The sequence below is a fragment of the Solibaculum intestinale genome (genome assembly GCF_040096205.1).
GTDB classification, from domain to species: Bacteria; Bacillota; Clostridia; order Oscillospirales; family Acutalibacteraceae; genus Solibaculum_A; species Solibaculum_A intestinale.
Genome location: NZ_JBBMFD010000004.1, coordinates 41905 through 62563, shown reverse-complemented (window position 1 = coordinate 62563; position 20659 = coordinate 41905). Strand labels below are relative to the sequence as shown.

At 55.2% G+C, this 20659-nt stretch carries 12 protein-coding genes and 5 tRNA genes; 14 read left to right on the top strand and 3 right to left on the bottom strand.

Annotation, left to right across the window (positions count from 1 at the left end):
* Positions 1-34: 34 nt before the first annotated feature.
* From dnaB to WMO26_RS03930, 7 genes are all read left to right on the top strand, one after another.
* Entirely contained in the window at positions 35-1405 is a 1371-nt protein-coding gene (gene dnaB, locus WMO26_RS03960) for a replicative DNA helicase (protein ID WP_349218289.1), read from the top strand.
* On the top strand, positions 1398-2744 hold the full coding sequence (tilS, locus tag WMO26_RS03955; protein ID WP_349218288.1) for a tRNA lysidine(34) synthetase TilS: 1347 nt from the start codon (positions 1398-1400) through the stop codon (positions 2742-2744). Before dnaB ends, tilS begins: the two co-directional genes overlap by 8 nt.
* Positions 2741-3277, top strand: a complete 537-nt coding sequence (gene hpt / locus WMO26_RS03950) for a hypoxanthine phosphoribosyltransferase (RefSeq protein WP_349218287.1) — start codon at positions 2741-2743, stop codon at positions 3275-3277. Before tilS ends, hpt begins: the two co-directional genes overlap by 4 nt.
* 46 nt (positions 3278-3323) lie before the next feature.
* The gene (ftsH, locus tag WMO26_RS03945) at positions 3324-5258 is read left to right on the top strand and encodes an ATP-dependent zinc metalloprotease FtsH (RefSeq protein WP_349218285.1); all 1935 of its coding nucleotides are present in this window, start codon (positions 3324-3326) and stop codon (positions 5256-5258) included.
* 232 nt (positions 5259-5490) lie between these two features.
* On the top strand, positions 5491-5940 hold the full coding sequence (locus WMO26_RS03940; RefSeq protein WP_349218283.1) for a GNAT family N-acetyltransferase: 450 nt from the start codon (positions 5491-5493) through the stop codon (positions 5938-5940).
* 279 nt (positions 5941-6219) lie between these two features.
* The gene (locus WMO26_RS03935) at positions 6220-8205 is read left to right on the top strand and encodes a DNA gyrase/topoisomerase IV subunit B (protein ID WP_349218281.1); all 1986 of its coding nucleotides are present in this window, start codon (positions 6220-6222) and stop codon (positions 8203-8205) included.
* Between the two features lie 18 nt (positions 8206-8223).
* The gene (locus tag WMO26_RS03930) at positions 8224-10455 is read left to right on the top strand and encodes a DNA gyrase subunit A (RefSeq protein WP_349218280.1); all 2232 of its coding nucleotides are present in this window, start codon (positions 8224-8226) and stop codon (positions 10453-10455) included.
* A gap of 104 nt (positions 10456-10559) precedes the next feature.
* Here the strand turns inward: WMO26_RS03930 and WMO26_RS03925 are convergent, their stop codons facing one another.
* On the bottom strand, positions 10560-10862 hold the full coding sequence (locus WMO26_RS03925; protein WP_349218278.1) for a hypothetical protein: 303 nt from the start codon (positions 10860-10862) through the stop codon (positions 10560-10562).
* Positions 10863-10964: 102 nt separating this feature from the next.
* On the opposite strand from WMO26_RS03925, the gene WMO26_RS03920 reads away from it, so the two are divergent.
* The 6 genes from WMO26_RS03920 (at position 10965) to WMO26_RS03895 (ending at position 13826) form a co-directional block, all read left to right on the top strand.
* A tRNA-Val gene (locus WMO26_RS03920) sits at positions 10965-11040 on the top strand.
* 7 nt (positions 11041-11047) lie between these two features.
* Positions 11048-11124, top strand: a tRNA-Asp gene (locus WMO26_RS03915).
* A 5-nt stretch (positions 11125-11129) separates the two neighbouring features.
* Positions 11130-11205: transfer RNA gene (locus WMO26_RS03910), tRNA-Phe, on the top strand.
* Between the two features lie 4 nt (positions 11206-11209).
* A tRNA-Gly gene (locus tag WMO26_RS03905) sits at positions 11210-11285 on the top strand.
* A 56-nt stretch (positions 11286-11341) separates the two neighbouring features.
* A tRNA-Cys gene (locus tag WMO26_RS03900) sits at positions 11342-11416 on the top strand.
* 196 nt (positions 11417-11612) lie between these two features.
* Entirely contained in the window at positions 11613-13826 is a 2214-nt protein-coding gene (locus WMO26_RS03895) for an adenosylcobalamin-dependent ribonucleoside-diphosphate reductase (protein ID WP_349218276.1), read from the top strand.
* 81 nt (positions 13827-13907) lie between these two features.
* Here WMO26_RS03895 and WMO26_RS03890 read toward each other — a convergent pair whose 3' ends face one another.
* The gene (locus WMO26_RS03890) at positions 13908-14537 is read right to left on the bottom strand and encodes a CatB-related O-acetyltransferase (protein WP_349218275.1); all 630 of its coding nucleotides are present in this window, start codon (positions 14535-14537) and stop codon (positions 13908-13910) included.
* Between the two features lie 785 nt (positions 14538-15322).
* Here WMO26_RS03890 and WMO26_RS03885 point away from each other — a divergent pair.
* Positions 15323-18856, top strand: a complete 3534-nt coding sequence (locus WMO26_RS03885; protein WP_349218273.1) for a lipocalin-like domain-containing protein — start codon at positions 15323-15325, stop codon at positions 18854-18856.
* 330 nt (positions 18857-19186) lie between these two features.
* On the opposite strand, the gene WMO26_RS03880 is transcribed toward WMO26_RS03885, so the two are convergent.
* Positions 19187-20635: an MATE family efflux transporter gene (locus tag WMO26_RS03880; protein ID WP_349218271.1), complete on the bottom strand. Its 1449-nt coding sequence runs from the start codon at positions 20633-20635 to the stop codon at positions 19187-19189.
* Positions 20636-20659: the final 24 nt, after the last annotated feature.

The following is a 20659-nucleotide window of genomic DNA, read 5'->3' as shown; positions in this document are numbered from 1 at the left end:
CATAAATGAGAAGGAAGGGAGGGAACCGGAATTTATGTGTGCGGCGTCGAATTCGTTTGGAATGGACGGGCTGAATCTGCCTTATAGCCTGGAAGCGGAGCAGTCGGTTTTGGGTGCTATTTTGCTGGACAGCTCCTGTCTTTCCCGGGTGCGCAGCGTGTTGCGAAAGCCGGAGTATTTCCATCTGGCCCAGCACCGGGCCATCTACGCCCAGATGTGCGCACTGGAGGACTTTCAGAAGCCGGTGGACTTTGTCACCGTTCTCGAAGCGCTCACGGCGGCGGAGGTGTATGACGACGCGGCGGGCAAAACCTACTTAACCCAGCTCGCCCAGATGGTCCCGTCCATCGCAAACGTCATGACCTATGCGGAGATTGTACGCAATAAGTACGACATCCGCACCCTGATCCTGGCGTCCCGGGAAATCATCGACACCGCCGCTGACGGGCAGACTCCTGCCGACGTGCTTTTAGACAGCGCCGAGCAGAAAATCTACGACATCCGCCAAGGCCGGGACACGGGGGAACTGCGGCACATCGGCAGCGTCATCGTGGAAGCCTACGACCGGCTGCAAAAACTCTCCACCGACGAAACCGGCGAATTTGCGCCCTTGTCCACCGGCCTTTCCGGGGTGGACGCGGTGCTCACCGGCTTCAATAAGTCAGACCTGCTTATTCTGGGGGCCCGCCCTGGCATGGGCAAAACCAGCTTTGCCTTAAACCTTGCCTACAACGTGGGAGTGAAGCAGAAGAAAACGGTGGCGTTTTTCTCCTTGGAAATGTCCTGCATGCAGCTTGTCATGCGTATGCTTTCCTCGGAAGCGCGCATTTCCGGGCCGCAGCTGACCTCCGGGCGTCTGTCGCCGGAGGAGTGGAAATCCTTTTCCATGGCGGCTTCCATGCTCCATAACGCCCCTATTTATTTTGACGATACCTCCACCATCACCGTCCCGGAAATTAAGGCGAAGCTTCGCCGGATGAAGCAGGTGGACCTGGTGATGATCGACTATTTGGGTTTGATGACCACCGGCCGGCGCACGGAAAACCGGGTCCAGGAGGTTTCCGAGATCACTCGGACCCTCAAAGTTATGGCCAAGGACCTGGACGTGCCGGTTTTGCTGCTGGCCCAGCTCTCCCGCGGCAGCGAGCACCGGGCGGAGCACCGCCCTCAGCTTGCCGACCTGCGCGACTCCGGCTCCATCGAGCAGGACGCGGACGTGGTCATGTTCTTGTACCGCAGCACGTACTATAAGGACGGGGAGGACGGCGGCCAGTCGGAAAACCCCAACGCCGCCGAGCTCATCATCGCCAAAAACCGCCACGGCGCGGTGGAAACGGTGCCGCTCCACTGGGAGGGCCAGTTCACCCGCTTTACGACGCAGGAGTTTATTCGACCCAATGGATAAATTTGTTGAGACTCTCGAGCAGTTTCATATGCTCTGCGCAAGCGAAACCGTGCTGGTCGCCCTGTCGGGAGGAGCCGATTCGGTTTCGCTTCTTCATCGTTTTGTTCTGCTTCGGAAAACCCGGAAGCTGACGGTGCTGGCGGGGCACGTCCATCACGGCCTGCGTGGGGACGAGGCGGACCGGGACGAGGCTTTTTGCCGAACCCTTTGCGAAGCCTGGTCGGTCCCATATTTCAGCACGCGGGTGGACGTCAAAGGGGAAGCGGCGTGTACCGGGGAATCGGTGGAGGAATGCGCCCGGCGGCTTCGTTACGCCTTCTTGGAGGCGCAGGCGAAAAAGCACGGTGCCGTACTTGCCACCGCCCACACCGCCGACGACAATCTGGAAACCGTTCTTTTAAACCTAGTCCGGGGAACGGGGCTCAAAGGCTTGTGCGGCATCCCACCGGTGCGGGAAAGGATCATCCGCCCGCTGCTTTTCTTTGAACGAGCGGAAATCGAGGCCTACTGCAAGACCCACGGCCTATCCTATGTGACCGATTCTTCCAACCTTTCCAGTGAATTTGCCCGCAACCAGCTTCGTCTTTCGGTGACACCGGTGCTAAAAGGTCTCAACCCAAGCTTGCTTTCCGGGATTTCCCGCATGACTCGGTTTCTGCGGGAGGAAGAGGAGCTCTTGGAAACCCTGGCACAGAACGCCCTTTCGGCTGCCAAAAAAGACGAGGGGTTCGATGCCGCCGCTTTGGCAAAGCTGCCTTCCCCACTGCGGTTTCGCGCCTTGGTGCGGTTGGCAAAGAATGCGGGCGGGTCCATAGGCGCGGCGCATGAACCGGCGCTTACCGGGATTCTCCATGGAGGAGGAAGCACAGACCTGCCCGGCGGCGTGCGTATGACGGTGCAGCGCGGCAGGCTGACGGTTTCTGGAAAAGAGGAGGAAGAGAAAACGTTCCTGCCGGCCACAGCCCTTGCCGTCCCGGGAGAAACCAAAGTAGGCTGCCGCTGGATTTGCACGCAGAAAATGGAACGGGACGGACAGAATGTTTACAATTTTTTATTTTATCATGCCCTTGACTATGCTAAAATAAAGGGAACTTTACGGGTCCGAAGCCGCCGGCCCGGCGATAAGCTCACTCTTTCCAGGCGAAACTGCACCAAATCTCTGAAAAAGCTCTTTCAGGAAGCGAACATCCCGCCCAAAGACCGGGACGCGGTCGCCGTGGTGGAGGATGACGAAGGAATCGTGTGGGTGGAAGGGTTTGGATGCGACCGGCGGGTAACGGCCACGGGGGAAACGATTTCCCTGCTGCTACTTGACGTTAGGGAGGAAGATGGCTTATGATGGAGGATGTGGAGTCGGTTCTTTTTGATGAAAAGGAACTCATGCGGATCGTCAGCGGTCTGGGCGAGAGAATAAGCCGGGACTATATCGGAAAGAATTTACTTATAGTAGGGATTTTAAAAGGCTCGTTTATGTTCATTGCGGACCTGATGCGCGCCATCACCGTGCCCTGCTGTGTGGACTTTATGGCGATTTCCAGCTACGAAGGAACCAAACCCTCCGGCATGGTCCGGATTCTTATGGATTTGAAAAAGCCAATCGAGGGTTATGATGTGCTGATTGTGGAGGACATTCTCGACAGCGGCATGACCCTTTCTTATATACTCAAAACATTAAAAGCAAGAAACCCGGCCAGCATTAAAATCTGCACTCTGCTCGACAAGCCCGCCCGGCGCTTAAGCGAGGTGTTCCCGGATTACACGGGTGCCCTGGTAGAGGACCGGTTCATTGTGGGCTATGGGCTTGACTATAATGAAAAGTACCGCAATCTCCCGTTCATCGGGGTATTGAAGCCAGAGTTCATTGACTCGTAATTGAGAGATTACGCCTGTCACAAAGGCGCAAGGAGTGAATAAATACTTGAATAAACATGTCCGGAATCTGTTAATCTACGCGGGTGTTCCCATTTTGATCATCATCGTGGTGTACATGTTTTTGATGTCCACGCCGCAGAAAACCCTGCAATACTCGGAAATCCTCCAGTATTTTAAAGACGAGAAGGTCTCTGAATTTGTGGTGGACACGGGCAGCGGTAACATGGAGATGATCGTCAACGAGGAAGACGGCACCAAGAAAAAAATCAGCTATAAGCTTGCGAACCTGACCATCTTCCGGGAAGACACCCTGCCCTACATCGAAGCGTACAACGAAGGCAAGGCTCCCGCCGACCAGATGAAATACGAATACCAGCCGGCGTCGGATATGCCCTGGCTGCTAAGCTTCCTGCCCACCATCATCCTGATCGTTGCCATGGTGCTTCTGTACGTCTTTATGATGCGGCGGATGACCCAGGGACTCGACGGCGGTTCGAAAACCATGAACTTCGGTAAGGCCAAGGTCAAGCAGGTTTCGGACGAAAAGAGGAAAACCACCTTTGCAGATGTGGCGGGCGCGGACGAGGAAAAGGAAGAGCTCCGGGAAATCGTGGACTTCCTCAAAAACTCCCGCAAGTTTAACGAGCTGGGCGCCCGGGTGCCCAAGGGCGTGCTGCTGGTGGGCCCTCCCGGTACCGGTAAAACCTTGCTGGCCCGCGCGGTGGCGGGCGAAGCGGGCGTTCCGTTTTTCTCCATCTCCGGCTCTGACTTTGTGGAGATGTTCGTAGGCGTAGGTGCGTCCCGTGTGCGCGACCTGTTTGAGCAGGCCAAGAAGAACGCGCCCTGCATCATCTTTATCGACGAAATCGACGCGGTTGGCCGTCAGCGCGGCGCGGGTCTCGGCGGCGGCCACGACGAGCGCGAGCAGACGCTAAACCAGTTGCTTGTGGAAATGGACGGCTTTGGCGCCAACGAAGGCGTCATCATGATCGCGGCCACCAACCGCGCGGATATCCTGGATCCCGCCCTGATGCGTCCGGGCCGGTTCGACCGCCAGATTATGGTGGGCTATCCGGACATCAAGGGCAGAGAAGAGATTTTGAAGGTACACGCCAGAGGCAAGCCCATTGCCCCGGACGTGGACCTGTCCACCATTGCGAAAACCACCTCCGGCTTTACCGGCGCGGATTTGGAGAACCTGCTCAACGAGTCGGCGCTCCTGGCCGCCCGCAAGGGCCTCAAGGCCATCACCATGGCCGAGGTGGAGGAAGCCACCATCAAGGTGGTCATGGGCGTGGAGAAGCGTTCTCACGTGGTCAACGAGCGGGATAAGAAGATTACGTCCTATCACGAGGCGGGCCACGCCATTGCGTCTTATTTCCTGCCGACTCAGGACCCGGTCCATCAGATTTCGATTATCCCCCGGGGCATGGCGGGCGGTTATACCATGTCTCTGCCCAAAGAGGATAAGGCTCACATGACCAAGCTGGAGATGAACGAGCAGATCGTCAGCCTCTTGGGCGGCCGGGTGGCGGAAGCGGTGGTGCTGGGCGACATTTCCACCGGTGCTTCCAACGATATCGAGCGGGCCACCGACATGGCCAAAAAGATGGTCATGAAATACGGCATGAGCGATACCATCGGCCCGATTTCTTACAGTTCCAGCCAGAACGAGGTATTCCTGGGCCGTGACTTCGGCCATACCCGCGAGTATTCCGAGGAGCTGGCCAACAAGATTGACAACGAAGTGCACAACATCGTGATGACCGGCTACCGTCACTGCGAGAAGATCCTCACCGATCATATGGCGAAGCTGCACGAGGTTGCCATGGCCCTCTTCAGCGGAGAGAAGCTTTCCGGAGAGGAATTCCGGGCTATTATGGAAGCGGAACCCAAACAGGTGGAGGAATCGGCAATGCCTCAGAACTACCTGGGCACCGACTCCTCTGAGGAGAACCATACCTTGAACGACAAGGAATAATGGCTTCATATGCAAAGCAGGAGCGCCTTTTGACGCTCCTGCTTATCGTTTTCCCAAAAGACGGCAATCGTCTCGGACAAAGAAAGGCTTTTGTACGTTGGATTGACATTTCTCCCAACGGTTGATAAAATAAAAAAGCAGAACATCCATCGGTTGAGCACCTTTTCCGTATGCAAGGCTGGTCCTTGCATACGTTTTTTATTTTCTCAATACGGCAGAAAGGGGTATTAAAATGAATTTTGAACTGAGAAAACTAAGTATTGCTGAGAGTGGAGAAATCCGGAATTTGATTCGTGACGCCTTTTCAGCGGCCCCATGGAACGATGATTGGAGCGATGAAGCTCAGTTTTGCGCGTATATTGTGGATTTGGTCGGAAACCCCAACTCATTGGCGCTCGGGTTATTTGAGAATGGACAAATGATTGGCGTTTCGCTTGGAAGAGTTAGGCATTGGTATACCGGTACGGAGTATTGTATTGATGACCTTGGGATCAAAACAGAGAAGCAGGGCTCTGGCGCGGGTACGGAGTTCTTGCGGCAAATCGAAATATTTCTCCGGGAAAGAGGAATCAAACGAATTATATTGAAAACGAATAAAAATGCTCCTGCATATTACTTTTATAAAAAGAATGGGTTTATAGAAGCGCAACAGGACGTGTTTTTTGCAAAAGAGGTCGAATAAATGAGTCGTACGCCATCTTTTCATAGGTCTCAACGCCGAGAGCCGAAGCGGATGAAAACAGAGGACCGTTTTTTCCATAACAATAAAACATATACCCAGCAGTATGGAATTCGGTTGTATCTGTGTAAAGAGGACCATCCAGCTGGTATACTTGACAGAGTTTCGGGAATGGTGTAAATTGAATAAATATAAGCGTTTTCGATAATGGAAAAATTTTCTACATTTGAGCGTATGCCGTCTTTGCGGCAAAAAGCAATCCATGCCGGAAGGAGAGGCAACATGGCAAAGAAAAAACAGGAGTACGGAAATGACAGCATATCCTCGCTCAAAGGGGCGGACCGGGTGCGCAAACGCCCGGCGGTTATCTTTGGGTCGGACGGGCTGGAGGGCTGCGAGCATTCGGTGTTCGAGATTCTTTCCAACTCCATCGACGAGGCGAGAGAGGGCTTCGGCAAGCAAATTATCGTCACCCGCTATGGGGACGGCTCGGTGGAAGTGGAGGACTTTGGGCGCGGCATCCCGGTGGACTATAATCCCAAAGAGGAGAAGTTCAACTGGGAGTTGGTTTTCTGCGAGCTGTACGCGGGAGGCAAGTACAACAATATGGACGCGGAAAGCTATGAATTCTCTCTGGGCCTCAATGGCTTGGGCTTGTGCGCCACCCAGTATTCTTCCGAGTATATGGACGTGGAAATCTACCGGGACGGCACAAAGTATACCCTGCATTTCGAGCGCGGAGAAAACGTGGGCGGGCTTCACAAGGAACCGGCGTCTCCCCGTCATCCCACCGGGACTCGAATTCGTTGGCGCCCGGACTTGCAGGTGTTTACCGACATTGCGATCCCTCTCGAATACTACCAGGATATTTTAAAGCGCCAGGCCATCGTCAACGCGGGGCTGCGCTTTCTTTTGAAGGACGAGGGAAAGAACGGGTTTGAAACCTACGAGTACCTCTATGAAAACGGCATTGCCGACCATGTGGCGGAGCTGGCTGGGGATACGGCCATGACCGGAGTGCAGCTGTGGCAGACCGAGCGCCGGGGCCGGGACCGGGCGGACAAGCCGGAATACAAGGTGAAGATCAACGCCGCCGTCTGCTTTTCCAACAAGGTCTGCACCGCGGAATACTACCACAATTCCAGCTGGCTCGAGTATGGGGGCGCGCCGGAGAAGGCGGTGCGCTCCGCCTTCGTTTCCCAGATCGACGCCTGGCTCAAGCAAAACTCCAAATACAAGCAGTCGGAAAGCAAGATTACCTTTCAGGACGTGGCCGACTGTCTGATCGTGGTCATTTCTTCCTTCTCCACTCAGACCTCTTACGAAAACCAGACCAAAAAGGCCATCAACAACAAGTTCATCCAGGAGGCCATGACCGAGTTTCTGCGCCATCAGCTGGAGGTTTATTTCATCGAGAACCCCCTGGACGCAGAGAAAATCGCCGCCCAGGTGCTTGTGAACAAGCGAAGCCGGGAGGAAGCGGAGAAGTTGCGCATCACCAGCCGCAAAAAGCTCTCTGGCAACATCGACCTGTCCAACCGCGTGGAAAAGTTCGTCGACTGCCGCAGCAAGGACACCTCCATCCGGGAAGTGTACATCGTGGAGGGAGACTCCGCCCTGGGCGCCTGTAAGCAGGCCAGAAACCCGGATTTTCAGGCCATTATCCCGGTGCGGGGCAAAATTTTGAACTGCCTGAAAGCCGACTACGACCGCATTTTTAAAAACGACATCATCACCGACCTTTGCAAGGTGCTCGGCTGCGGGGTGGAGGTCAAAACCAAGGCCAACAAAGACATCTCCTCCTTTGATCTGAGCGCCCTGCGCTGGAACAAGGTCATCATCTGCACCGACGCGGACGTGGACGGGTTTCAGATCCGTACCCTGATTCTCACCATGCTTTACCGGCTTATGCCCACCCTCATTGACGAGGGAAAGGTATTTATTGCCGAATCGCCCCTTTACGAGATCACCACCAGGGATGAAACCTATTTTGCCTATTCTGACCGGGAAAAGACCCAGGTGTTGCAGAAGATCGGGGACGTGAAGTACACCCTCCAGCGATCCAAGGGGCTTGGCGAGAACGAACCGGAAATGATGAGCTTGACCACTATGAACCCGGATACCCGTCGGCTCATTCAGGTGACGGCGGCCGAGGTGGAAAAAACCGCCGCCATGTTCGACCTGCTTCTGGGGGACAATCTGCCCGGACGCAAGGATTTTATTTCGCAGTTCGGCCAGGATTACCTGGATATGGCCGACGTATCTTAACGGGAAAGGAGGATCCGTATGCCGCCGAGAAAACGAAAGTCTGCGCCCCAAAGAAAGCCCGCCATGAAGGGGTACATCGAAGGCGCGGGGGAGGTGGTCATCCAGCCCATTACCGATACGCTGGAGAAGAATTACATGCCCTACGCCATGAGCGTCATCGTCTCCCGGGCCTTGCCGGAGATCGACGGGTTCAAACCTTCCCACCGCAAGCTGCTTTACACCATGTACAAGATGGGGCTTCTGACCGGGCCGCGGACCAAGTCCGCCAACGTAGTGGGCTCCACCATGAAGCTAAACCCCCACGGGGACGCCGCCATTTACGAAACCATGGTCCGTCTCTCCCGGGGAAACGAAACCCTGCTGCATCCCTTTGTGGATTCGAAGGGGAACTTCGGCAAGTCCTATTCCAGAGACATGATGTACGCCGCCTCCCGGTACACCGAGGTAAAGCTCGATTCCATCTGCCAGGAGCTCTTCCGGGATATCGACAAGAACACCGTGGACTTTGTGGACAATTACGACAATACCTTAAAGGAACCCACTCTGCTGCCCGCGGCGTTTCCCACGGTGCTCGTCAACGCCAACACCGGCATCGCGGTCAGTATGGCAAGTTCCATCTGCCCGTTTAACCTCAGGGAGGTCTGCGAGACCACCATCGCCCTGATGAAGGACCCGGACCACGACGTGGCTTCCACGCTGCAGGCGCCGGATTTTCCTTTGGGCGGGCGCATTCTCTACGACCGGGACGGGTTTGATAAGATCTACCGCACCGGCCGGGGCGGTGTGCGGGTGCGCGCGGTCTACCAGTACGACAAGGAGAGCCACTGCATCGACATTACTCAGATTCCACCCACCACGACCATTGAAGCGATCATCGACAAGGTGGTGGAGCTGGTCAAAAGCGCGAAGGTCCGGGAAGTGGCGGACATCCGGGACGAGACGGGCCTGGCGGGCCTGAAAATCACCATTGACTTAAAGCGGGGCGCGGATCCGGACAAGCTGATGCAGAAGCTCTACAAAATGACGCCCCTGGAGGATACCTTCTCGTGTAACTTCAACGTGCTCATCGGCGGAGTGCCCAAGGTGATGGGCATTAAGGAGCTTTTAAACGAATGGGTGAAATTCCGCAGCAGCTGCGTGCGCCGCCGGGTGTCCTTTGATCTAAAAAAAGCCCAGGACAAGCTGCATCTGCTCAAGGGCCTGTCCAAAATCCTGCTGGACATCGACAAAGCCATCCGCATCGTCCGGGAAACCGAAGAGGAAGCGGAGGTGGTACCGAATCTGATGATCGGGTTCGGCATCGACGAAATCCAGGCGGAATACGTAGCGGAAATCCGGCTTCGCCATCTAAACCGGGAATACATCCTCAAGCGCATGGAGGAAACCGAGAAGCTGGAGAAGGAAATCGAAGAGCTCACCGCTATTTTAGGCAGCGAACGCAAGGTAAAAGAGATCATCATCAAGGAACTGACCGCCATCGCTCAGAAATACGGCCAGCCCCGCCGGTCGGAAATCCTTTACGAGGTGAAGGATATGGAGATCGAGGAGGAGGTGCCCGATTACCCGGTCCACCTGTTCCTGACGAGGGAAGGGTACTTTAAGAAGGTCACCCCCCAGTCTCTTCGCATGAGTTCGGAGCATAAGCTCAAGGAGGGGGATGCGGTAGCCCAGGCAATGGAGGCTACCAACAATACCGACCTTTTGTTCTTTACCGACCAGTGTAAGGTCTATAAAGCCAAGGCTTCCGATTTTGACGACACCCGCATCAGCACGCTCGGCGACTATATTCCCGCAAAGCTGGGAATGGACGAGGGCGAGAACGTGATCTACTTGGTGGCCACCAAGGATTATGCGGGCTTCATGCTCTTTGTGTTCGAAAACGGCAAGGCTGCGAAGGTGTCCTTCGAGAAATACGCCACCAAGACCAACCGCAAGAAGCTGGTAAACGCCTATTCGGACAAGTCGCCTTTAGCTGGGATTCTCTATCTGCCCGAGGACCGGGAGGTACTCCTCAAGTCTTCCTCCCGCCGGATGCTCCTGGTGCACACGGGAGCCATTTCTCCCAAGGCCACCCGGGATACCATCGGCGTTTCGGTGATGACCCTGAAGAAAAACCACCGGATGGCGGCCGTAACCCCTTATAAGGATGGGATGCTCGCAAAGCCAGACCGGTACCGCACCAAGAATATCCCCGCTACCGGCGCCTTGCCCGCCCAGGAGGACATTGGAGAACAGTTGACCCTATCTTAACCGCCGGGCAGTGTGTATCAAAAAGAGCGCGTAGGGCCTGAATGGCCCTCCTACGCGCTCTTTTTCTTAATTTACGGTATTACACAGGAAAGCAGCCGGCGGAATTAGCCGCCGGCTGCTCTTGCGTTGAGAACAAGCAAACGCAATTGGTTTGTTCTCATTGCGGTAATAGTATGACCGGGGAAAAGAAGAAATATGCGGCGGCCGGTTCTTTTTTCATGCACAGAAAAAAGGGTTGCTTTTTGCATTTGCAGGTATATTTTTCTTTGTATGCGCATACCCTGAATCATGGGAACCAGCGGCAACGAAAAAGGCTTCCGTTTGTGTACGGCTTCTATCGAAGCGGGAAGCATACCAAACCGGTTTCCATTGGAATTTCTGCCGACAAAATGAGCGCTGACATACATGCAAATTTCTTGCCGAAAAATTTTGCATTGGGTGTTGACAATCCCCGCGACTTATAGTAATATATACAAGTCGCCGGTAAAACACCGGGAACACTTGGAAAAGGGAGCATAGCTCAGCTGGGAGAGCACTTGCCTTACAAGCAAGGGGTCACAGGTTCGAGCCCTGTTGTTCCCACCAAACAAATGGCCCGGTAGTTCAGCTGGTTAGAACGCTAGCCTGTCACGCTAGAGGTCGACGGTTCGAGCCCGTTCCGGGTCGCCATATTTGCCTCTGTAGCTCAGTCGGTAGAGCAGGGGACTGAAAATCCCCGTGTCGGTGGTTCGATTCCGCCCGGAGGCACCAGTTTGCGGACTTAGCTCATCTGGTAGAGCGCCACCTTGCCAAGGTGGAGGTAGCGAGTTCGAGCCTCGTAGTCCGCTCCAAATGAATGGACGCTTCTGGAATTCAAGATGTGGATGAGAAGCGTCCATTCCTATACGGCGCCATAGCCAAGTGGTAAGGCACGGGTCTGCAAAACCCTGATTCCCCAGTTCAAGTCTGGGTGGCGCCTCCAGTGAGATCCCCGGTACGCATCGCGTGCCGGGGATTTTTTCACGGCAAACGTAAAAATATTCCGGGTCTTTGCGCTGGGCCAGGGAAGTGGTATACTAGGAAGCAAGGCGACGAAACCGTCGTATGCAGAAAACAGAGACCGTAAAAACAGACAGGGACTATGGACGTATTTTATGAATGGAAGGGAAGGAACCAGTATGACGGTCCAGGAATGGCTGGGAGAACACAATCAATTGGGAATCGATATCTGGCAGAGCAAGTACTGCTACCGGCAGGAAAGCTTTGAAGAATGGCTTGACCGGGTCAGCGGCGGGGACGGGGAGGTGCGCGGCCTCATCGCGCAGAAGAAGTTCCTGTTTGGAGGGCGTATCCTCTCCAACCGCGGTTTATATAAGGACGGCGTCAAGGTGACCTACAGCAACTGCTATGTGCTCACCCCGCCCGAGGACAGTCTAGAATCCATCTTTGACTGCGCCAAAAAGCTTGCCCGCACCTTCAGTTTCGGCGGCGGCTGCGGCATTGATATTTCCGGCCTGGCCCCCCGGGGCGCTATGGTCAACAATACCGCGAAAGCTACCTCCGGCTCGGTCTCCTTTATGGACCTTTACTCCATGGTCACCGGCCTGATCGGGCAAAACGGCCGGCGGGGTGCGCTGATGATTTCCATTGACTGCGCCCATCCAGATTTGGAGGAATTCATCCATGTCAAGTCCGACTTAACCCGGGTGACCAAAGCCAACATTTCCGTGCGCATTTCCGACGCCTTTATGCAGGCGGTGAAGGAAGACGCGGATTTCACCCTGCATTTTACCCGTAAGGCCACCGGCGAAACCATCACGAAAACCGTGCGTGCCCGGAAAGTTTTCAACGAAATTGCCCGGATGAACTGGGACTTTGCAGAACCTGGTGCTCTGTTCTGGGACCGCATTTGCAGATGGAACCTGCTGAGCAATACCAAGGAATTCGTCTTTGCCGGCACAAATCCCTGCGCCGAGGAACCTCTTCCGGCCGGCGGCAGCTGTCTGCTTGGCAGCCTGAACTTGGCCGCCTTTGTCAAAGACAAGCAGTTCGACGAGGAAGCCTTCTGCCAGGCGGTGGCGGTTTCGGTCAAGGCGCTCAACGATGTGCTCGACGAGGGACTGCCGCTGCATCCGCTTGAGGAACAGAAGGACAGTGTCCGCAATTGGCGTCAGATCGGCCTTGGGGTCATGGGTATCGCGGATATGCTGATTGACCTGGAGCTTCCTTACGGTTCGCCTGAATCGGTGGAGCTGTGCGACCGGATCGGCCGTCTTATGAGCAACGCAGCCATGGCCGCCTCCGCCCTTCTTGCCAAAGAAGAAGGGGCGTACCCCAAATGCAACGTGGCGGAAATTATGCAAACTCCTTACTTTCAGGAAAACGCCGACGAGGAAACGGCACAGCTTGTCTCCCAGTACGGCCTGCGCAATTCTCAGCTTCTGACCATCGCTCCCACCGGCACCTTATCCACCATGCTGGGTATTTCCGGGGGAATTGAACCGGTCTTTGCCAATTATTATGAGCGAAAGACCGAGTCTCTGCACGGCAAGGACGTTTATTATAAGGTATATACCCCCATTGTGCAGCAGTACCGCACCGCCCATGGAATAGTGGATGACGAGGAGCTGCCCGCATGGTTCGTTACCGCCCAGACCATTGACTACCGGGATCGTATCGCTATGCAGGCGGTGTGGCAGCGTCACATTGATGCCTCCATCAGCTCTACGGTCAACGTGCCCAATTCCTTTACCGAGGAAGAAACTCAGGCCCTTTACCAGCTCGCCTGGGAAAAAGGGCTCAAGGGCGTCACCATCTTCCGGGACGGTTGCCGCCGCACCGGAATTTTGACGGTGGACGAGAAAAAAGCCGACCGGGAGCCCTCCGGCCTGCGCCGGGGCGAGATCGTCCAGGTCAGTAACAACGTAGTGGGCAAAAAGCGCAAGCTGATGACCGGCTGCGGCAGCCTGCACTGTACGGCTTTCTTTGACCCGCAGACCGGCGCGCTGCTGGAAACCTATCTCAACAAAGGTTCCACCGGCGGCTGCAACAACTTTATGATCGGCCTTTCTCGGATGATCTCCCTATCCGCCCGCAGCGGGTGCGACATTCATACCATCGTCGACCAGCTTTACAGCTGCGGCTCCTGTCCTTCCTACGCGGTGCGTACCGCCACCAAGCATGATACCTCCAAAGGGGCATGCTGCCCCATCGCGGTGGGCAACGCCCTGCTTGATATGTGGAAGGAGCTTCAGGAGGAGCTGGGCCTGACGGAAGAAAAGAAGGAGCCTGAAACGGACGCGGAGAATCCCTGCCCTCAGTGCGGGGAAGAGCTGGTGTTTGAAGGAGGCTGTTCCATCTGCAAATCCTGCGGCTGGAGCGGCTGTTCCTGAAAAAAGGCAGAGAAAAAGGAAAAAGGAGCAAAGCGTTTCGCTTTGCTCCTTTTTGTGCAGGCAAATAGATTTTGCACAGGATTAATCGTTGAGAAGCGCCAGGTTTCCCTGAGTGATCGCGGAAAGGTTTTTTTGGATTTTTTCCGCCGGCCAATCCCACCACCGAAGGGTAAGCAGCCGCCGGACCGTTTCCTCGTCAAAGCGCAGCTTGATCTTTTTGGCCGGAACTCCGCCTACCACCGTGTAAGGCGCCACGTCCTTGGTTACGACTGCCCGGGCACCGATAACAGCGCCGTCGCCGATGTGCACCCCGGACAGGATGACCGCCTCATATCCAATCCAAACGTCGTTGCCAATGACGATATCGCCCTTGTTGTCCCATGCGGACGTGACCTGTTCCTTCTCCAGGCCCCATTCTTCAAAGAAGATGGGAAAGGGATAGGTGGACAGGGATGTTTGGGCATGGTTCGCGCTGGTAAAGAGAAACCTGGCGCCGCAGGCGATGGAACAAAACTTTCCGATGAGCAGCCGGTCCTTGTTGACTGGATAATGATAGAGTACATTATTTGTTTCAAACTGGGCAGGGTCGCGGACAAAATCGTGATAAAAGGTATAGTCCCCCACCTGGATGTTGGGGTTGGTAACCACCCGGTTTAAATAGACCGTATCCCGGTCGTTGGCGCGCGGATATCTATTTTCTGGAATAGTCATGGGAATCCTCCTGTTTTATTTGTTATCCACTATTCCAGACTCGACTATGCAGCGTTTCACGTCATCACCTTCCAAATGCCGCTTGTTTTCCCGGCGGCTTTCTTTTATCATACTACGGCTGCCGTCAAAAAGCCATACTTGCTAGAAAGTTCCAGAGTCTACTTTTGTCGCTTTTGTTTTCCATAAAGAGATACTCTTTTGCCGCTGTTCCTTCTTATGTACGCGCAAGGCGGTGTGTCGGAGAACTCCATACGCCTTCTGCGCGCAGTCGTCCGCACAATTACATGAAACTGGGAAAAAGCAACGTCATTTTTATCGTATATTTTCTATAAGTGGAAAATGCAAGAAATAAAAATGCAGTGAAACCTGGATATCCGGAAAAAAATTGCATTCCGGGAAAAAACACAAGAAATCTTGTACGGAAAATGTATGTAATAAATGTTGCATAAATATGAAATTATGCGCGGCATATGGACGGATTTATCCCAGAACCGGGAGAAAACGTGCTCCGCTCTGAGAAATGCCTGTTCCAACAAAAAAACGTTTAAAAAACCGTTTTTTTCTTCTAAAAATTTAGCTTTATTCTCAATTGAAGATGTAGTACACTAAAAACACATGGGAAACCTCATCAAATTCCGTTGATAGAAAGGATGAATTTGTGCAAATTTTTTCGGGCGCATCCGATGGGGCTACCATTTGCGTATTGCGGCTGCTACATGTAGAAATGTTGCTTTTTAGAGCGAGAAACGGCTGCAATGAGAAAAGAAAGTGAAAGGGGATCAAACATGAAACTCAAAAAGCTGTTGTCTGTGGTTCTGGCTGTTATGATGATCGTGAGCATGATGAGCTTCGGATCGGTCATGGCTTTCGCGGCGGATTCCTATACCGCCAGCGCCGACCGAGAGGTTTATGGAATCGCGGATCCGATCGTCGTAACCGTCAAGGCCCCTGCGTCGGCGGCAAAGGTGTACTTAGCCAATGAATCCGGCGCGGGTCTGGTATCCGACCGTGTCTCTACCCCCAATGGAGACGGCACCAACACCTGGACCATCACTCTCAACGTAGCCACTATGGGTGAGCGCACCCTGAAGGTTATGGCGGACGGCGTGGATACCGGCGTTACCGTTTCCTTCAAGATCGTGCAGAAGTATGAGCCGGACGTCCCGGACTATGAGGAGCCGACCTTTATCAGCGCCAACGGCCCCACTTCCGCGGCGGTCAACGAGCTGTTCCCGGTGACTGTGGTAACCGGCAAAGGCACCACCCAGGTCGCGCTCTTTAACGAGTACGGCAACGGTATGGTCAGCACCCGCCTTTACTCGGAGAACGACGACGGCACCCGCAGCTGGGTTTTGATGACCAGCGTGGGCAGCCGCGGCATCCGTAATTTTACGGTGAAGTATGCGGACGACTCCAAGAGATGGATCGACTCCGGGGAAACCTTCACCGTCAGTGTGGGTGCCTACCAGCCGGAAGAGTTTGACCCGGCCGATTCCAAGAGCCGTTCTTCCGTGCATGACCCGTCCATCGTCAAGGATAAGGACACGGGCGAGTACTACATCTTCGGTTCCAATCAGGGCGTGGCCAAGTCCTCTGACCTGATTAACTGGACTGGCGTGCGCACGAGTCTCTACGGCTCCGATATCGCTTCCAATCTGGACCTGTCCTTCGCAGGCTATAAGGATGGTTCCACCAACGCCGGCAACGGCACCGCCATTTGGGCGCCTTGCGTCATCTATAATAAGGATTTCGTCAATAAGGACGGCACCAAGGGCGCTTACATGATCTACTATCCGGCGTCTTCCAACTATAAGCGTGGCGTTATTGGCTTTGCTACTTCCCAGTCCATCACCGGCCCGTATACCTTCGGCGCCAACGTGGTCTACTCCGGCTTCACCACCTGCGGCGGCCCGGACGAGCCCGGTGTCACGGTGGACACCATCTACACCAACACCCATCTGGATGAGCTGATCGCAGCCGGCACCCTGGAAGGCTTCAACAACGACTGGGTTCTGGCGGACGGCACCTACAACGTGGCCGAATATCCCCAGTGCATCGACCCCGCTGTCTTTACTGACAAGGACGGCAAGATGTGGATGGTATACGGTTCTCACGCGGGCGGCATCTGGCTGCTGGAGCTTGACGCGGCCACCGGCATGCCCAAATACCCGGGCAAGGACGGCACCACCGAGGCCGGTCTGCAGATCGACCGTTACTTTGGTATCCGCATCCAGAGCGGCTACTCTCTGGGCGGCGAAGGTCCGTACATTGTGTACGACCCGGTTTCCGATTACTACTACCTTGACGTGACCTACGGCCAGATCACCGAAGGTTACAACCAGCGCCTTTTCCGTTCCAAGGACGTCACCGGCCCTTATGTGGACATCACCGGTAAGAACGGTGCGGTCGGCGAGGATGTGACCAATCTGGACGAATACGGCGTCAAGATCATGGGCAACTATGACTTCTCCAACCTTAGCAAAGGCTACAAGCACGGCGGCCACGATTCCATGATCGTGGTGGACGGCCAGCTTTACAACATCTATCACCAGCGGTTTGAAACCGGCGGTAACCATCAGAACCGCATCCATCAGATGTTCCGCAACGAAGAGGGATGGCCGGTCATGGCTGTCTATGAGAATGCCGGCGATCAGATTTCTGAAACCGGCTATGCGCTCGACGAAATCGTGGGCGACTACGAGTTCGTCGACCACGGCACTCTCACCAGCTCCTACATGCAGGATACCCTGCTTGTCACGCTCAATGCCGACGGCACCATCACCGGCGACATCGAAGGCACCTGGAGCATGACCGAGGGCACCTATTATATGAACGCGGTCATCAACGGTGTGACCTATAAAGGCGTTTTCTATAAGCAGCAGGATGAATCCGGCCTTAAGCGCCAGGTTATGACCTTCTCTGCTTACGGCAGCAACAACACCGCCATCTGGGGTTCCCGCCTGTCCACCAGCGACAGCGATTTTGAAGCGGTTAACGCCGCGGCGGCTAAGCTGAGCGTGCCCTCCTCCACTTCTGTGGATCTGCCGCTGCGCAGCACCGGCGATTTCGGTACCACCGTGTTCTGGGCCACCAGCGACGCATCCGTCATCAAGGCCTGCGGTGAAATCACCCGTGCCGACGAAAACAAGACCGCGACTCTGACTGCAGTTGTCATGAGAAACGGCGCTTTGACCATCAAGGAATTCAATGTCCGGGTCAATAAGGCTGCCGAGGATACGGAAGCTTACAGCGGTACCCCGCTTTACAACTATAACTTCGGTACCAACGACGGCTTCTATACCAAGAACTCCGGCAGTCTTGTGGGCATCGGCACCATGGTCGGTTCCGCGTCTGCTTATAACGACGCCGATAAGAGCATGGTTCTGTCTGTCACCAACGAAAACGATTCCAAAGAAAACTACCTGAAGCTGCCGTCCGATACCTTCCAGGGCATCACCGAGGGCTTCAGCATCGGCATGTGGGTCAAGACCACCGGTTCCACCTCCCTCTTTGAGGCAAACATTGAAGGAGAGCCGTTCCTCACGATTCCTTCCGAGTTTATTCCCTCCAATCAGTGGTCCTATTTCATGTTCACCACCAGTAAAGACGGCATTGCCGTTTACGTGGACGGCGAGCAGGTCTACTCTTTGCCGGAAGACATGTCCTTTGTCTTTGAATTTCTCTCCAACCTGGACGTCCGCGTAGGCGCAGGCAAGGGCACCGTCTATGTGGACGATCTGACCATCTACGGCACCGCGCTGACCGCTTCCGAGGCCAAGTCCCTGGTCGACCCGAACTCGGCCTGGCAGACCTCCTGGAAGATCGACTTCGGCACCGAAACTTCTCCGGTTCAGGGCGGCTTCACCCAGATGACCGAGAAGACCGTCTACAACAAGAAGCTGGAACTTCTCCAGGCGTACGGTTTTGACCGCGAGATCAATTCCTATAAGACCGCGGCGGGCGGCGCGAAGATCTGCGACTTTGTGTACGCGGAAGGCGGCGCGGAATATAAGTTCATGGTAGACCTGCCCAACGGCACCTATCGTGTCTTTATGTACACCGGCGCGAAGGATTCCATCAACACCACCCACTTCTACTTCCAGGACAACAAGGACGACATACATACCCAAGTTACGCCCGAAGGCGTTGCTTCGGATAACTACGGCGGCCCGAACACCTATAACGTGGAAGTGACCGACGGCAAGCTGACGATCACCATCTGGGGCGACGCTGAGGAAGCGGCGGCTTATGCCCAGGCTTATGGCGGATCGGCTATGAGCGGCCGTATCGGCTCCATTGAGATCACCAAGATCGGCTAAGCAAAATTCCAACGCTTATTGGAGTAAGCGGCAAAAGGGCGGGAGAAATCCCGCCCTTTTCGTTTGTATGCCCCAAGCAAACCGGTCAAACGCGCCGCCGTAAGCAAGCCAAACGGCCAGTTCTGCACGTTTGCGCCCTAAAACAGGAAAAAGGCATCGCCCGTTTCACACAGACGGCATTTACGAAGGACCGCCGGCGTAATGGAAAACGCCGGCGGTCCTGCTGGTTGTTCTATTTTGAGCCTTTGCCGCGCGAACAGACGGCCAATCCTTCCTATAAAAGGGCGTTTCGGCCCTGTTCCAGACAAACACGCCCTCAGCCAAAGCTGCTCAAAGCGCCTTTTGTTTCCATCGCCCGCACAGAAAGTAGATCCCGCCCATCACAGCGGGAAGGACAGAGGAAAGCGCCTGCCCCCAATAGATGCCTTCCACGCCTAGGCTCAGCCAGAAGCCCAGCAGCCAGCAAAGCAAAAGCCGCATGCCGACGGCGTCCAGACAGGCGTTGGCAAAGGCAAGCCCCGCGCTGCCCGCCCCGGTGGCGAAGGAGTCGAATACGTACATGGCCCCATAAAAAAGCGCGTTAAAGGAACAGCAGATGCGAAGATACCGCACTCCTTCCTCGATCACCGCCGGGTCCGAATCGAATATGCCCAGCAGAGGACGGGCCGTTAGGTTCACCAGGAGTGCTACCAAAGCAGTAGCTCCCATCGCCAGGAGAAGTCCGCTTTTACAGGCCTTCTCCGCTCGCTCCGTTTTTTTCGCTCCCAGATTTTGACTGACCATGGTGGTCACCGCCGACCCCACCGCCCAGCTGAACATGCCCGCGAAGGTATTGATTTTCAGCCCCGCGCCTGCCGCCGCAGCGACCGTCACATCAAACTGGTTTAACATGCCGGTAACCAGCAGGTAGGACAGATTGACCACCGCCGTCTGTGCGGCGCTGGGAAGCCCGACGCGCAATATGGTCAGAGCCTCCTGTCTGCCGATGCGGATTCGCTTGACGCGAAAATTAAACAGATCCCCTTCCTGCCTGCGCAGGTAACCCGCAGCCGCCAGAAAGGATACTGCCTGAGAGGCAATGGTGGCCGCCGCCGCGCCCGGGGTTCCCAGATGCAGCCCGCCCACTAGCAGAAGGTCCAGCACGATGTTGAGAACGGAAGCCAGCAGGACGAAGTAAAGCGGGCGTTTGGCGTCTCCCAGCCCCCGCTGGACCGCCACCACCATATTGTAGCCGAAGACGAAGACCGTTCCCGCGCAGAGAATTTCCATGTAAGCGTCGGCGTCCTGCATAGCGGGCTGGGGAACGCCCAGCAGGGAGAAGGCCTGCCGGTAGAAGAGAAGGCTGAGGACCGTCATCACAAGGGCGGCCGCCATCGTCATGGCGAATAAGGTTTCGACGGCGCGTTTTTGCCCCGGTACGTCCCCGGCGCCCTTGCATCGCGCAACCAGAACTGTTCCGCCCATGGTGATTCCCATGCCCACGGCATTGATAACAAAGCTCAGCTGAGCGGCGTTGCTCACCGCGGCAAGCCCCGCGCTGCCCACGAACTGGCCCACCACCGCCATGTCCACCATGCTGTAAAATCCCTGCAACAGGTTCGATAACAGCAGCGGGATGGTAAAGCGAATGAGCTGCTTTGGCACGCTGCCGCTGGTTAGGTCCAAAACGGCGCAAGACACATCCTTGTCCGTTTTTTTTCGTTCCTTTTTGAAGAAACCAAACGGGCGCTTTGGCTGCTGCCCGTTGGAATGGATTTGATTTCGATGGATTGATTTCATAGTTGACTCTGCTCCTTTTGATTG